This is a genomic window from Vibrio aerogenes (assembly GCF_024346755.1).
GTDB classification, from domain to species: Bacteria; Pseudomonadota; Gammaproteobacteria; order Enterobacterales; family Vibrionaceae; genus Vibrio; species Vibrio aerogenes.
In genome coordinates this window covers 749,048-763,685 of the sequence record NZ_AP024861.1, presented here as the reverse complement: position 1 = coordinate 763,685, position 14,638 = coordinate 749,048, and the positions used below count along the sequence as shown (strand labels likewise).

The following is a 14,638-nucleotide window of genomic DNA, read 5'->3' as shown; positions in this document are numbered from 1 at the left end:
TTTGAATATATATCATTTTATCATTTTCAGTGAAACCTTAGGGCGTATTTATCTAAGGAAATTACCTGACTAAAGCCAGTAAAATGCCAGCAGCAACTGCCGATCCCAATACACCGGCAACATTCGGCCCCATTGCATGCATCAGCAAAAAATTATGAGGGTTTTCTTGCAGACCGACCTTATTCACCACTCTGGCAGCCATCGGAACAGCAGACACGCCAGCTGCACCGATTAAAGGGTTAATCTCTTCTTTGAACAATTTGTTTAAAGCTTTAGCCATGAGAACACCGCCTGCAGTGCCGATACTGAAAGCCACGGCACCCAAAAGCAGAATACCCAATGTTTCCAGATTTAAAAACTTATCAGCCTGAAGTTTTGAACCAACACCTAAACCCAGAAAAATAGTCACAATATTAATCAGTTCATTCTGAGCTGTTTTTGACAATCTCTCTACGACCCCAACTTCCCTAATCAGGTTCCCGAAGCAAAACATACCAACCAGCGGAGTTGCCGAAGGTAAAAAGAGAATCGTCATGATCAAAACCAACATCGGAAAAAAAATCTTTTCCAGTTTTCCAACATAACGTAATTGAGCCATCTTTATCTGACGTTCTGCCGGTGTCGTCAGAGCTCGCATAATCGGCGGCTGAATGATAGGAACCAGCGCCATATAGCTATATGCAGCAACGGCAATGGCCCCGAGAAGATCAGGAGATAAACGGCTGGCAAGAAATATAGCTGTTGGTCCGTCAGCGCCACCAATGATTGCAATTGAAGATGCATCAGCCATGGAGAATTCCATCCCCGGAACCAAATTTAACAAAACAGCACCCAACAGAGTAGCAAAAATACCTAACTGTGCAGCAGCCCCCAGCCATAAAGTTTTCGGGTTAGCAATAAGCGCACCAAAATCTGTCAGAGCACCAACGCCCATGAAAATCAGTAAAGGAAATACGCCGGACTCAATCCCCACATGGTATATGTAATACAGTATTCCGCCAGACTCTGTAAATCCGGCATTCGGTATATTAGATAAAATGGCCCCAAATCCAATAGGGATCAGAAGCAAAGGTTCGAATCCTTTTGCAACAGCCAGATACAACAAAAGCCCTCCAACCAGAATCATACAAACCTGACCCATCTCAAAATTTGCAATGCCGGTTTCAGCCCACAAAGTCAATAATCCATCCATGATCATCCCTTACACTGTTGTGAGTAAAAGTGAACCTGCTGAGACTGAATCACCCTCTTTTACCAAAATTTCACGAATCGTACAGTTTTGAGCAGCCCGGACTTCTGTTTCCATTTTCATGGCTTCCAGTACCATCAAAACATCCCCCTCATTCACACTCTGTCCAACCCCGGTGCACAGCTTGAAGATAGTTCCGGAAAGGGGTGACTTAATTTCTGTACAGCGCTCATCTTCGGGTATATTCACCGGGCGCTCAGGTGAAACAGCACTATCATCCGCAGGTTTGACGTGAGTTAACTGTCCCTGAGGTCCGACTTCAACATCATAGATTTTACCATCGACTTTTACGCTGTAGGTTTCAATTCTATGGCTGGATGATGGAGCATTCTGCGCCTGTGGTTTCTGTTCATTCCCTTCAACTGGCGCCGGTTCAAAGGCATCCGGATTATTTCTGTTCTTGAGGAATTTCAGGCCCACTTGTGGGAATAAGGCATATGTCAAAACATCATCGATTTGTTCATCTGCAAGCTTGATATTTTCTGTCCGCGCTTTTTCAAGTAAGTCTTGCTTCAGCATTTCTAATTCAGAGGACAACAAATCGGCAGGCCGGCATGATATCGGTTGTTCACCTGCAAGTACTCTGGATTGTAATTCCTGATTCACTTTTGCAGGTGTCGCGCCATATTCTCCTCTTAGAATACCAGCGGTTTCCTTGGTAACAGACTGATAACGCTCTCCCATCAACACGTTAATGACAGCCTGAGTGCCGACAATCTGGGAGGTGGGTGTGACCAGAGGAATATAGCCGAGATCTTTCCGTACACCCGGAATTTCTGCAAGCACTTCATCCAGGCGTTCAACGGCTCCCTGAGCTTTAAGCTGCCCTTCCATATTGGTCAGCATTCCTCCGGGTACCTGCGCGATTAATATTCTGGAATCAACCCCCTTCAACTGTCCTTCCCACTGAGCGTACTTTTTACGGACATCCCGAAAGTATGCAGCAATGGGCTCGATCTGAGATAAATTTAGTTTCGTATCACGCTCAGTCCCTTCGAGCATCGCAATCATGGTTTCTGTCGGCGTGTGTCCATAGGTCTGGCTCATTGAAGAGATTGCTGTATCCATAATATCAATACCAGCTTCAACGGCTTTAATAGCAGTGGCAGTCGATAACCCGGTTGTCGCATGACAATGCAGCGCTAAAGGAACATCACAGGATGACTTAATTCGTCTGATCAGCACCTCGGCATCATAAGGTTTCAGCAAGCCAGCCATGTCTTTAATACAAATAGAATGACACCCCAGATCTTCCAAACGCCGGGCGAGATCAACCCACATATCAATATTGTGTACCGGGCTCGTAGTGTAGGACAGTGTCCCCTGAGCATGTGCACCAACATCAATTACACTTTTTACGGCTTGTTTGAAGTTGCGGACATCATTCATGGCATCAAAAATACGAAACACATCCATGCCATTCAAATGGGCCCGTTCGATAAACTTTTCGACAACATCATCAGCATAATGACGATAACCCAATAAGTTTTGCCCCCTTAAGAGCATTTGCATGGGTGTTTTAGGCATCGCTTTCTTCAGTATTCTTAATCGCTCCCAGGGATCTTCTCCGAGAAAACGAATGCATGCATCAAAGGTCGCACCCCCCAAGTTTCTAAAGACCAATAACCAACATCATCCAAAGCGGAAGCGATAGGCAGCATATCATCAATACGCATTCGGGTAGCAAACAATGATTGGTGAGCATCTCTGAGGACCACGTCGGTCAACGCTAATGAGTTAGACATGAAAAACTCCTTGTTATTATAACTATGAACGAGTTATCGATGAGCGGTATTGATGAACAGCAGCAGAAATAGCAGCAATAACCGGGGCTCCGGGCCCGTTTTCTGATGGTATTGAGGAATTCTCTTTTGCAGTCAGGGAATCTGGTGACAGATCCGGAGTTTCCTCAGGAAGAATTTTGGACATTAATGTTACGGCTAAAACCATTAGAGTAAGGAATAAAAAAACAACTAACATTCCGGTTACCATTAAGGTTGAAGCTTCGATCAGTAAACTTTCTACGTGATTCATCACACTTCCTCCCCGTCTTTAAAAACTTCAGCGAACAAATAATCGATTCAATCTCTGTATGTGTCTTGTTTGGCTTAAATCAATCAAAAAATATCTGACAGCAGAATATGAACAGACCATAGTATTGAGCAAAAAACACACAAATACTGAGAGGAAGGTATAGAAATAATCACCCGGACAATGAGTTAAATACAAATAGAAGAAAATAATTTGAATTCATACTGGAAAGAGATTCAAAGATATGGGCAGTAAAAACCAAATATCCTGCTTTACAAACAGAATCAGGAAGGAATGAAAAAGAAGAAGAGATGGCGCGCTCGGAAGGATTCGAACCTTCGACCGCCTGGTTCGTAGCCAGGTACTCTATCCAGCTGAGCTACGAGCGCGCAATAAACTGATTTTAAATAAAATATGGCGGTGAGGGAGGGATTCGAACCCTCGATACGGCTACAAACCGTATACTCCCTTAGCAGGGGAGCGCCTTCAGCCTCTCGGCCACCTCACCAACATGGCGCGCTCGGAAGGATTCGAACCTTCGACCGCCTGGTTCGTAGCCAGGTACTCTATCCAGCTGAGCTACGAGCGCGCATTTTTATTTTTATATCTGAAATCTATTGAATGGCGCGTCCGGAAGGATTCGAACCTTCGACCGCCTGGTTCGTAGCCAGGTACTCTATCCAGCTGAGCTACGGACGCGTACTATTCAATAATGGCGCGTCCGGAAGGATTCGAACCTTCGACCGCCTGGTTCGTAGCCAGGTACTCTATCCAGCTGAGCTACGGACGCGTACTATTCAATAATGGCGCGCTCGGAAGGATTCGAACCTTCGACCGCCTGGTTCGTAGCCAGGTACTCTATCCAGCTGAGCTACGAGCGCGCTTTCATGTGAACTAACACATAATAACAATGGCGGTGAGGGAGGGATTCGAACCCTCGATACGGCTACAAACCGTATACTCCCTTAGCAGGGGAGCGCCTTCAGCCTCTCGGCCACCTCACCGTCTTGCGGAGGCACATATTACGATTTACCAAAAATATGTCAAACATTTTCTTGGAAAAATCAGCAAAAAACAAACTGAATGTTGTCTATTTAATCAAAACGAAACAAAAAGATATTTTTATGAGTACCTGACGGGGAAAAGGCTAACAATGATGTTAGCCTGTAAAACTCAGTAACCGGTTGGTGAACTTGAGTTACCATTTCCTTTTTCTGACTGTATACGCATGTATATTTCTTCACGATGGACTGATACTTCTTTCGGAGCATTAACACCAATCCGCACCTGGTTACCTTTTACACCGAGTACAGTTACCGTGACTTCATCACCTATCATTAGCGTTTCGCCCACACGGCGAGTCAAAATTAGCATTCTTGGCTCCTTGAGTAATCTCTGATTTACCTTGCTTCTCAATAATTATCTTATAAAAAATCTTTTCAGGTAAACAATCTAATGAAAATCAATCTCTAAAATTGAACAGAAAGTCAATCCTTAAACATTGTATGCCTGATTATGACTAATCAGATACCAAATGAGTTCAGATTAATTACCGAAATATATTACTGCGAATTCTATCTTTAAACACTAGTATCAATATTGAGCCAACACCCTGTTTTGACACTCAAACTTTTTATAATGCACTTTTGATCACACTCCAGGTACTTTACACACCTGGCAATACAGAAAAAGTTGATGTGGGTTGAAAACAATCTCTGTTTGTAAAACAAAACCGTAAAATATGATTTAAGACAGAACCACAAATCTATGTTTGAAAATTTAAAAACGTATAAAATTTATCTTAGCTATACCAGAAAATAAAACCAAGCGGCCTAAGATAACTTCCCGTCGACCACTTGGCAATTTTCTATTCAGTCAGATGAACGTATAGATATTTTTATAGTGTCATCTGTTTTTTACAATCGGCTTTCCAGCCACTCATCGACAGAACTTAACGCTTGTGGCAACGCTTGCACATCACTCCCGCCAGCCTGAGCCATATCAGGTCGGCCACCACCTTTACCGCCGACTTGTTGAGCAACCATATTGACCAAGTCTCCGGCTTTGACTCTGGATATCAGATCCTTCGTTACTCCGGCAATGAGACCGACTTTATCACCGGAAACATTGCCCAGCATAATAACGCCACTCCCCAGCTGATTTTTGAGTTCATCAACCATGCCTCTTAAAGCCTTATTGTCCGCACCATTCAACTGCGCAACTAATACTTTAACGCCGGAAATCTCTTTCACCTGCTGAGTTAAGTTCGCACCAGCCTGTGAGGCCAGTTTGTCTTTCAGTTGCTGAATTTCTTTTTCCAGTAATTTATTTTTGGCTGAGATATCTGATAATTTAGTCTCATAAGAGTCTTTTTGCTCTTCAAGAGAATCAAGAGCCGCCTCACCAGTCACAGCTTCAATACGACGAATTCCTGCGGCAATACCACTTTCAGAAGTAATCCTGAATAAACCAATATCACCGGTATGAGAAGCATGAATGCCACCACAGAGTTCCGTAGAAAAATCACCCATGGAGAGAACCCTGACCTGGCTATCATATTTCTCACCAAACAGAGCCATAGCACCTTTGGCTTTGGCGGCTTCCAGATCCATCAGCTGGGTCTCAATAATATGATTCTTACGAATTTCCTGATTCACCAAACGTTCAACTTTTTTCAATTCTTCAGGCGTGACAGCCTCCAGATGAGAGAAGTCAAAACGCAGGTTCTCTGCTTTCACTAAGGAGCCTTTCTGAGCAACATGAGAGCCAAGCACCTGACGCAATGCAGCATGCAGTAAGTGAGTGGCAGAGTGATTCAAAGAAATTGCTTTTCGTCTCCCGGCATCCACAACCGCTTCAACATCGGTTTCTGCTGTTAAATGACCTGAAGTTAAAACGCCATAATGAAGAATTGCATCACCAGATTTCTGAGTGTCGTTGACAATAAAATTCCCTGAGGCACTACGGATGACACCAGAGTCTCCACACTGACCACCAGATTCAGCATAAAAAGGAGTTTCATCCAGAACAAGAATTGCACTATCTCCCTCCCGGAGACTATCTACCGCCTGCCCATCGACATAAACAGAAATAATCTGTGCATTTTTTTCCACATCTGTGTATCCACAAAATGCTGTAGATGAATCAACTTTGATAGCAGAGTTATAATCTGTTCCAAAATGACCAGACTCACGAGCTCTCTGACGCTGAGCTTCCATTGCCTGCTCAAAACCAGCCTCATCAATTGATAAACCATGCTCACGGGCTACATCATTGGTTAAATCTGCCGGAAATCCATAAGTATCATATAACTTAAATACGGTTTCCCCATCGAGCACTTTACCATCAAGGTTTTTCAATGCTTCATCAAGGATGGTCATTCCACGCTCAAGTGTTCTGCCAAAATTTTCTTCCTCGGCACGAAGCACTTTCTCAACAATTGCCTGCTGTTTCTTAAGCTCTCCGCCAGCACTTCCCATGACTTCAATAAGTGGCGCAACTAATTTATGGAAGAAAGAATCGGTAGCTCCAAGCTTATTTCCATGGCGTACAGCGCGACGGATAATACGCCGCAGAACATAACCCCGGCCTTCATTTGACGGAATAACACCATCAACAATCAAAAATGCACATGAGCGGATATGGTCAGCAACAACTCTTAACGACTGATTAGACAGATCTTCAAATCCAATCACATCTGCTGTTTCTTTAATTAATCGCTGGAATACATCAATTTCATAATTAGAATGAACATTCTGCATGATGGCAGAAATACGCTCAATTCCCATGCCAGTATCAACAGAAGGCTTTGGTAACGGATTCATGCTGCCGTCAGCCTGACGGTTAAACTGCATGAAAACGATGTTCCAGATTTCTATAAACCGGTCGCCATCTTCTTCAGGAGAGCCAGGAGGACCGCCCCAGATATGATCACCGTGATCATAAAATATTTCAGAGCAAGGCCCACATGGTCCGGTATCTCCCATTTGCCAGAAATTATCTGATTCATAGGGTTTACCACCCTTTTTGTCACCAATCCGAATAATCCGCTCTTCAGAAACACCTATCTGCTTGTTCCAGATATCAAAAGCTTCATCATCAGTTTGATATACAGTGACTAAAAGACGCTCTTTAGGTAGCTGAAGAACCTGTGTCAGGAAGTCCCATGCATACTGGATTGCGTCTTTCTTGAAATAATCGCCAAAGCTAAAATTACCCAGCATTTCAAAAAAGGTATGATGACGTGCAGTAAAACCTACATTTTCCAGGTCATTATGCTTACCACCAGCGCGAACACATCGCTGTGCAGTAACCGCACGAGAATAATCACGTTTTTCTAAACCCAGAAAATAATCTTTAAACTGGTTCATCCCTGCATTTGTAAAAAGCAGCGTTGGGTCATTTACCGGGACCAATGACGAACTATCAACAATTTGGTGTCCTTTGGATTCAAAGAACGAGAGGAACGCTTGACGAACCTCATCAGTGCTCATATACATGCGCTGTTCCTGAAAATATTAAAATGGATCAATGAAAAATTTGGCTTATTGTAAAGCAAGGTTATATCTAAGTCATCTCTGTGATAACTTCCTCACCATATTCTGGGAATACAGGAAAAGAGACTGACAGAAAAAGCTATCATCCCTTTGTACCCATATGTGAACATATATTTTTCAGCGCATATTGAATCTGTTCGAAATTAAACCCCCGGGATTGAAGGAAACGAACCCGTCTGGCATATTCTTTTTGTTCACCGGATACTGTGGACGAGGCATACTTTTTTTCAGCTGTTTGTCTTGCCTGCTCATACCAGTCGATATCGTCTTCATCTAAGACCGCTTGAATGATTGTTTCTGATACCTTTTGCTTCATCGTATATCGAATTTTTAACTCGCCATATCCTTTTTTCAAATATTGTCTGACCAGCAGTTCTGCATAACGTAAATCATCCAGATAGCCCGCCTGTTTACACCATCGGCAAGTTTCAGAAATTTCTCGCTCTGTATACCCTTTAGTCTCAAGTTTGGTACACAATTCTGATTCGCTGTAATCCCTGCGGGCAAGCAAACGAACAGCAGCATCTTTACATGAAATGTGACCTGAAGACTGATGCTTCAAATTCATTCTCCATTACAAAAAAGCCCTGCATTTGCAGGGCTCATAACAAAAACAGAAAATTATACTTCACTTTGCTGATTATCAGCCTGAGAAGCCGGTTCGGCTACACTCTCTTCTTCTGAATCAGTAATTGTTTCGTTACTCAGTAATAATTCACGCAGTTTGGCTTCAATCGTTTTACCTACTTCTGCATTTTCTCTCAGGAACTTACAGGCATTGGCTTTACCCTGACCGATCTTATCACCATTATAGCTATACCAAGCACCTGCTTTCTCAATCATTTTATGTTTGACACCTAAGTCAACCAGTTCGCCTTCACGGTTAAAACCCTGGCCATACATAATTTGTGTATTAGCTTCTTTAAATGGCGCTGCAACTTTATTTTTTACAACTTTAATTCTTGTTTCGTTACCAACAACCTCATCGCCTTCTTTAATTGCGCCTGTACGACGAATATCCAGACGGACAGATGCATAAAATTTCAGGGCATTCCCACCGGTTGTTGTTTCTGGGTTTCCAAACATCACACCAATCTTCATCCGGATTTGGTTGATGAAAATACACAAACAGTTTGATTGCTTGAGGTTACCGGTCAATTTACGCATTGCCTGAGATAGCATCCGGGCCTGTAAGCCCATATGGCTATCGCCCATTTCACCCTCAATTTCTGCTTTTGGGGTTAATGCAGCAACGGAGTCTACAACCATGACATCAATCGCACCGGACCGGGCAAGTGCATCACAAATTTCCAGCGCTTGCTCACCAGTATCAGGCTGAGAAACCAGCAAGGCATCAATGTCAACGCCTAATTTTTTCGCATAAACCGGGTCCAAAGCATGTTCAGCATCGATAAAAGCACAGGTTTTCCCTTCTCTCTGTGCCGCAGCAATGACTTCAAGTGTTAAAGTCGTTTTACCTGATGATTCAGGACCATATATTTCCACAATACGTCCCATCGGCAGACCGCCAGCACCTAAAGCAATATCCAGAGATAATGAACCGGTTGAAACTGATTCAACATCCATAGCACGGTTATCGCCAAGCCGCATAATCGAGCCTTTACCAAACTGTTTCTCAATTTGCCCCAGTGCCGCCGCTAATGCTTTTTGCTTATTCTCGTCCATTACTCTCTCCAGACTACGATTCTTGCTGTCAGATGATCTTGCGGGTTTCCCCGAATTCGAATAGAACTAATTATACTGTAGATTCATACAGTGTCTATATATAAATCGTAAAAATCTTCATTGCTTTGAAATGCTACGAATTTATCGTTTGCCGACATAAATAGTCGTATAACACATTAAGTGCATGGTAAACCGCCTGGGCTCTGATCTGCTCTCTGTCACCTGTAAAGTGAACGGTTTCAGCTTTTTGCCAGCCACGGGTATCTTTCCACGCAAAACATACTGTACCTACAGGTTTGTCTGCAGTTCCACCCCCGGGCCCCGCGATACCACTGACAGATATAGCAATTGATGCTCTGGAATACTTGAGTGCACCATCGACCATCGCTAAAACTGTTGGCTCACTGACCGCACCATATTCTTCCAATATTTCAGCACTCACAGTCAACATTTCCATCTTAGCTGCATTGCTATAAGTAATAAAAGCGCGGTCAAACCATAATGAACTACCTGCGATCGCCGTTACAGACGTAGCAATCGCACCTCCGGTACATGATTCAGCTGTAACAAGCATATGACTTGATTCTCTCAGCTTCTCCCCGACTTTCTGACTCAAAGATTCATGTAAATCCAACGGCTACTCCTTTAATTTTCCGAAAGAGAAAGATGTATCCTAGGCCGCTATAGAGAAAAACTAAAGTCGTATGGTGTGAAAAATAAAACCAGGTTCGGTGTAAAAATGAAAAGATGACATCCTTTTTTATGAAATCACCGGATCTCAATCCCAACTAACAATCTGACCTCTTCCATTCAGTCTGAAGAAAGTGTTTCATTCATATCTGCTGTGATAACAAATCAGTATGCTGGAATTAAAGTTTTGTTATATGGTGTCGATAGTGTTTGATGTATTAGCAACAGAATCACTTATCGCGATATCGATACAAAAATTGGAACGCCAGTATGACAGTAAATGTGAAAACCAACATTGCAGCAATGACAGCCCAACGGTACTTAAACAAAACATCTGGTCACTTGAGTGCCTCAATGGAACGTCTGTCATCTGGTTTCAAAATCAATAGTGCAAAGGATGATGCGGCCGGTTTACAAATATCAAACCGGCTTCATGTTGAAAACCGTGGGCTGGATGTCGCAGTCCGCAATGCAAATGATGGTATTTCCATCGCACAAACAGCTGAAGGTGCGATGCAAGAAGCAACAGATATTCTTCAGAGAATCAGGGACCTTTCACTTCAATCGGCTAATGGATCAAATACGAAAGAAGACCGTGCAGCGATTCAGCATGAAGTCACTGCACTCAATGACGAGCTCAACAGAATTGCAGAAACAACCGCCTACGGGGGAACAAAATTACTGAATGGAACCTATGGTCCCAAATCATTTCAGATTGGTTCCGACAGCGGTGAGGCTATTATTTTGTCTCTGAAAGATATGCGCTCAGATAATTTATTGACAGGCGGATCTACCTTTTTAACCACGACAGAAGGTAAAAACCCGGACTGGCACTTATCAGAGGACTCATCGATGACCGTCACACTCACCGACACCATCGATGCTGAAAATAATCAGGAAATTACTTTTGATCTCAAGAAAGGTGATGATATTGAGGAAATTGCGACCCGTATGAACGGACAGCAGGATCTGGTCACAGCATCGGTGGATGAAAAAGGACGCTTACAGGTCTTCATGGCCAGTCTTGATTTAATGGATCATTCAATCGAGGTGAAAGGACCTCTTGTTGATGAGTTAAGTCCTTTTTATCAGGGATGGGAAACCATTAATGACCTCGATGTAACCAGTGTCGGCGGCGCCCAGCGGGGTATTGCAATGGTTGACGCGGCATTAAAATATGTTGACTCTCAAAGAGCGGACCTGGGCGCATTTCAAAACAGGTTAAGTCATGCAATCAATAACTTAGAAAATATTAATGAAAATGTTCACGCGTCGAAAAGCCAAATCAGAGATACTGATTTTGCGAAAGATGCGACCAGTATGACGAAATCACAGATCTTACAACAAGTTTCAACCTCTGTATTAGCTCAGGCTAAACAAGCCCCTAATTCTGCCCTTAACCTGCTGGGATAAATGACCATAATATAAGGCAAGCCTGATTAAAATAGCTTCTGGTTCATACAGAGCTTCACTGAAAGTAACCACAAATCATGTATCCCAAGATCCGTATAGCGGTAAAACTATCATCCTGATTTGCGTTTTTCGCCAAAACACGAGGATGACTGTATCAGTCTCCCATTGCTCTACTGCTTATAGGTTTGCTACTCTTCGTGCTTAAAGAAATTCGTGTTCAGACACCACCGAATTGAAAATAATTCCAGTTTCAGTTAGTGATTTCGTTCTATGGCTTATCAAGTGCCATGCCCTTTCCTGCTAAATGTTAAGCAGGGCATACTCAAGCATGTACATTGCGTAAATTTACCGAGAACAAATGAAACTCAAGAAAATATAACTCACCGGTTTTAAAAGATAAAATGGCAAAAAGCACCCGTAAAATCAGTCCAAATGAAGTAAAACACACACCCATGATGCAGCAGTATCTGAGGCTTAAGTCAGAGAATCCGGATATCTTGCTGTTCTACCGTATGGGAGATTTCTATGAGCTTTTTTATGATGATGCAAAACGCGCTTCACAATTACTGGATATATCCCTGACTAAAAGAGGCAGCTCTGCAGGTGAACCGATTCCGATGGCTGGTGTTCCTTTTCATGCTGTAGAAGGGTATCTTGCTAAACTGGTTCAAATGGGAGAATCGGTTGCTATTTGTGAACAAATTGGCGATCCGGCTACCAGTAAAGGGCCGGTTGAACGAAAAATTGTCCGGATTGTCACACCAGGAACAGTGACAGATGAAGCGCTTTTACCAGAAAGAACTGATAACCTGATTGCAGCAATTTATCAAACTGAACAAAACTTTGGTTATGCCACACTGGATATCACTTCCGGCCGTTTTCAACTCTGTGAAACAGATACAGAGGAAGCTATGGCGGCAGAACTTCAGCGAACAACACCTAAAGAGTTACTGTATCCTGAAGATTTTCAGGCGCTCAATTTGCTTGAAAACAGAAAAGGTAACCGCAGACGCCCGATTTGGGAATTTGAACTGGAGACAGCCAGACAACAGTTAAACCAGCAGTTTGGAACAAAAGATCTGATCGGTTTTGGTGTTGAAGATGCAAAAACCGGACTTTGTGCGGCAGGTTGTTTGATCCAGTATGTAAAAGATACCCAGCGTACTGCTTTACCACACATTCGCTCACTGACGATTGATCGGCAGGATCAATCAGTCATGATGGACGCATCAACCCGCAGGAATCTGGAGCTGACTCAGAATTTATCTGGCGGAACAGATAATACTCTGGCCGACATTCTTGATTATTCAGCCACTCCAATGGGGAGCCGGATGCTCAAACGCTGGATTCACCAACCAACACGTCATACAGAAACACTGAATAACAGACTTGATGCAATTCACGAGATCAAAGATTCAGGACTGTTTTCGGATCTTTCCCCGGTCCTGAAACAGGTTGGTGATATTGAACGAATATTAGCGCGGCTGGCAATCCGTTCGGCGCGTCCCAGAGATCTTGCGAGACTGCGTCATGCGATGTATCAATTACCGGCACTACAAGAATTAATTCAGAATGTCCGTCATCCTTACTTAAAGCAACTGGCATTTGAGTGTCAACCGCTGGATTCAGTAGCCCAGCTTCTTGAATCCGCTATCGTCGAAAATCCGCCAGTTGTAATCCGGGATGGGGGGGTAATCGCGCATGGTTACGATAGTGAACTCGATAAATGGCGTGATTTGGCAAGTGGTGCTACTGCCTATTTAGAAGAGCTGGAAAAGCAGGAAAGAGAACGTCACGATATTGACACCCTGAAGGTTGGCTATAACAATGTTCATGGTTTTTATATTCAGGTCAGCCGAGGTCAAAGCCATCTGGTTCCGGCTCACTATATCCGGAGGCAAACCCTTAAAAACGCAGAGCGCTATATCATCCCAGAGCTGAAAGAACATGAAGATAAAGTAGCGTTTTGGATTGACTGGCTTACCCTGATAGCGAATCTCAAAATGCAAACGAACTTTATTAGTTCCGGAACTGCCCATTGTCGCTATTTTTTGGCCAGCTTTTACATTTTGTCCTTCCTTCACTAGCAACTGATCATTGTGCGCGTAAGCGCTCAGATACTTGTCATTGTGTTTAATAATTACAAGGTTACCGTATCCTCTGAGTGCATTTCCGGAATAAACTACGGTTCCGGATGCAGAAGATACCACAGGCTGTCCACGCCTTCCGGCAATATCAATGCCTTTGTTCCCCTGATCACCAATTGAAAACTTGCGGATAACCCTCCCTTTCGTTGGCCAAATCCATTTGTCTATTTTCGAATTACCAGATTTTGACTTTATTATAGATTTATTAACATTTTTTTTACCTTCTGATTCACCATACCTTTTTGCCTGAGATCGTTCAATACTTTTTGCTGGTTTTTTTGAAACTTTCGTATGTTTATTTCTTATTTTGTTAGCATTTTGCGCATATTTAGAATTTTTAAGTGAGACATTAGTTACCTCGTTACCTTTTTTCTTGACCGGTGTCTCACCTTTACTTTTAGTTACTATATTTGTTTTGGTTTTATGGGCTGGCGGAGATGAATTCACCGGATGTTTCACTGTCTGTTTGTTTACAATACTGCTTTTTTTAGGGACAACTTTCTTCTTGATTCTTATTTTCGGAACAATATTTGTTGATGTAACTGCAGCAGGAATTGTGGAAGCTTTAGCGACGGCAACTGTTTTTGCTGCAGATGGAATAACAGTATCAGTCATAACAGATGGCGATGAATCAGAAGATTTTCCATGAACAGGAGGCGTATATACTGGCCGCCACAAGAGCAACTCCTGCCCGGGATAAATAGTATATGGCGGAGACAAATGATTATAACGAATAATATCATTCACATCTTTATCCGTGACATAAGATATAAAGTACAGCGTATCGCCTTCCCTGACTTTATAATAACTTCCCCGGTAACTCCCCCGAGAAAGACTGTCATAGTCACGTTCCAGTCCGGAAACCG

General features: G+C 43.0%; 9 protein-coding genes, 7 tRNA genes and 3 pseudogenes. 3 read left to right on the top strand and 16 right to left on the bottom strand.

Going from position 1 to position 14,638, the window contains the following annotated elements; all coding sequences use genetic code 11:
• Window positions 1-61: 61 nt before the first annotated feature.
• The 15 genes and pseudogenes from OCV29_RS03590 to OCV29_RS03520 all read right to left on the bottom strand — a co-directional run bounded on the left by OCV29_RS03590 (window position 62) and on the right by OCV29_RS03520 (window position 10,156).
• Entirely contained in the window at window positions 62-1,192 is a 1,131-nt protein-coding gene (locus tag OCV29_RS03590) for a sodium ion-translocating decarboxylase subunit beta (protein ID WP_073603373.1), read from the bottom strand.
• Between the two features lie 9 nt (window positions 1,193-1,201).
• Window positions 1,202-2,994: pseudogene (gene oadA / locus OCV29_RS03585) on the bottom strand (sodium-extruding oxaloacetate decarboxylase subunit alpha).
• A gap of 22 nt (window positions 2,995-3,016) precedes the next feature.
• Window positions 3,017-3,283: an oxaloacetate decarboxylase subunit gamma gene (locus tag OCV29_RS03580; RefSeq protein WP_073603374.1), complete on the bottom strand. Its 267-nt coding sequence runs from the start codon at window positions 3,281-3,283 to the stop codon at window positions 3,017-3,019.
• A 309-nt stretch (window positions 3,284-3,592) separates the two neighbouring features.
• Window positions 3,593-3,669, bottom strand: a tRNA-Arg gene (locus tag OCV29_RS03575).
• Window positions 3,670-3,695: 26 nt separating this feature from the next.
• Window positions 3,696-3,788: transfer RNA gene (locus OCV29_RS03570), tRNA-Ser, on the bottom strand.
• Between the two features lie 4 nt (window positions 3,789-3,792).
• Window positions 3,793-3,869 (bottom strand) — tRNA-Arg (locus OCV29_RS03565).
• A gap of 33 nt (window positions 3,870-3,902) precedes the next feature.
• Window positions 3,903-3,979 (bottom strand) — tRNA-Arg (locus OCV29_RS03560).
• A 14-nt stretch (window positions 3,980-3,993) separates the two neighbouring features.
• Window positions 3,994-4,070 (bottom strand) — tRNA-Arg (locus OCV29_RS03555).
• A gap of 14 nt (window positions 4,071-4,084) precedes the next feature.
• Window positions 4,085-4,161 (bottom strand) — tRNA-Arg (locus OCV29_RS03550).
• Between the two features lie 30 nt (window positions 4,162-4,191).
• Window positions 4,192-4,284, bottom strand: a tRNA-Ser gene (locus OCV29_RS03545).
• 169 nt (window positions 4,285-4,453) lie between these two features.
• The gene (gene csrA, locus OCV29_RS03540; RefSeq protein WP_073603375.1) at window positions 4,454-4,654 is read right to left on the bottom strand and encodes a carbon storage regulator CsrA; all 201 of its coding nucleotides are present in this window, start codon (window positions 4,652-4,654) and stop codon (window positions 4,454-4,456) included.
• A gap of 542 nt (window positions 4,655-5,196) precedes the next feature.
• Window positions 5,197-7,779 carry an alanine--tRNA ligase gene (gene alaS, locus OCV29_RS03535; RefSeq protein WP_073603376.1) on the bottom strand — a complete coding sequence of 861 codons (2,583 nt, stop codon included), beginning with the start codon at window positions 7,777-7,779 and terminating at the stop codon, window positions 5,197-5,199.
• A gap of 139 nt (window positions 7,780-7,918) precedes the next feature.
• The gene (locus tag OCV29_RS03530) at window positions 7,919-8,398 is read right to left on the bottom strand and encodes a regulatory protein RecX (RefSeq protein WP_245796806.1); all 480 of its coding nucleotides are present in this window, start codon (window positions 8,396-8,398) and stop codon (window positions 7,919-7,921) included.
• Window positions 8,399-8,457: 59 nt separating this feature from the next.
• Window positions 8,458-9,522 (bottom strand): recombinase RecA, encoded by a 1,065-nt coding sequence (gene recA, locus OCV29_RS03525; protein ID WP_073603378.1) that lies wholly within the window; start codon window positions 9,520-9,522, stop codon window positions 8,458-8,460.
• A gap of 133 nt (window positions 9,523-9,655) precedes the next feature.
• The gene (locus OCV29_RS03520) at window positions 9,656-10,156 is read right to left on the bottom strand and encodes a CinA family protein (RefSeq protein ID WP_073603379.1); all 501 of its coding nucleotides are present in this window, start codon (window positions 10,154-10,156) and stop codon (window positions 9,656-9,658) included.
• A gap of 326 nt (window positions 10,157-10,482) precedes the next feature.
• On the opposite strand from OCV29_RS03520, the gene OCV29_RS03515 reads away from it, so the two are divergent.
• Window positions 10,483-11,625 (top strand): flagellin, encoded by a 1,143-nt coding sequence (locus OCV29_RS03515; protein WP_073603380.1) that lies wholly within the window; start codon window positions 10,483-10,485, stop codon window positions 11,623-11,625.
• A 401-nt stretch (window positions 11,626-12,026) separates the two neighbouring features.
• Window positions 12,027-13,586, top strand: a pseudogene (gene mutS / locus OCV29_RS03510) (DNA mismatch repair protein MutS); the annotation flags it as partial.
• Here mutS and OCV29_RS23700 read toward each other — a convergent pair.
• Window positions 13,584-14,108, bottom strand: a pseudogene (locus tag OCV29_RS23700) (peptidoglycan DD-metalloendopeptidase family protein); the annotation flags it as partial. The pseudogenes mutS and OCV29_RS23700 sit on opposite strands and share 3 nt — an antisense overlap.
• On the opposite strand from OCV29_RS23700, the gene OCV29_RS23695 reads away from it, so the two are divergent.
• Window positions 14,080-14,421: a hypothetical protein gene (locus OCV29_RS23695; protein ID WP_245796828.1), complete on the top strand. Its 342-nt coding sequence runs from the start codon at window positions 14,080-14,082 to the stop codon at window positions 14,419-14,421. The pseudogene OCV29_RS23700 and the gene OCV29_RS23695 overlap by 29 nt on opposite strands.
• Window positions 14,422-14,638 lie beyond the last annotated feature (217 nt).

Coding starts and splice junctions, on each gene's coding strand:
- alaS (WP_073603376.1), bottom strand. CDS start 7,779: ATGTATATGAGCACTGATGAGGTTCGTCAAGCGTTCCTCTCGTTCTTT.
- OCV29_RS03580 (WP_073603374.1), bottom strand. CDS start 3,283: ATGAATCACGTAGAAAGTTTACTGATCGAAGCTTCAACCTTAATGGTA.
- OCV29_RS03515 (WP_073603380.1), top strand. CDS start 10,483: ATGACAGTAAATGTGAAAACCAACATTGCAGCAATGACAGCCCAACGG.
- OCV29_RS03590 (WP_073603373.1), bottom strand. CDS start 1,192: ATGGATGGATTATTGACTTTGTGGGCTGAAACCGGCATTGCAAATTTT.
- csrA (WP_073603375.1), bottom strand. CDS start 4,654: ATGCTAATTTTGACTCGCCGTGTGGGCGAAACGCTAATGATAGGTGAT.
- recA (WP_073603378.1), bottom strand. CDS start 9,522: ATGGACGAGAATAAGCAAAAAGCATTAGCGGCGGCACTGGGGCAAATT.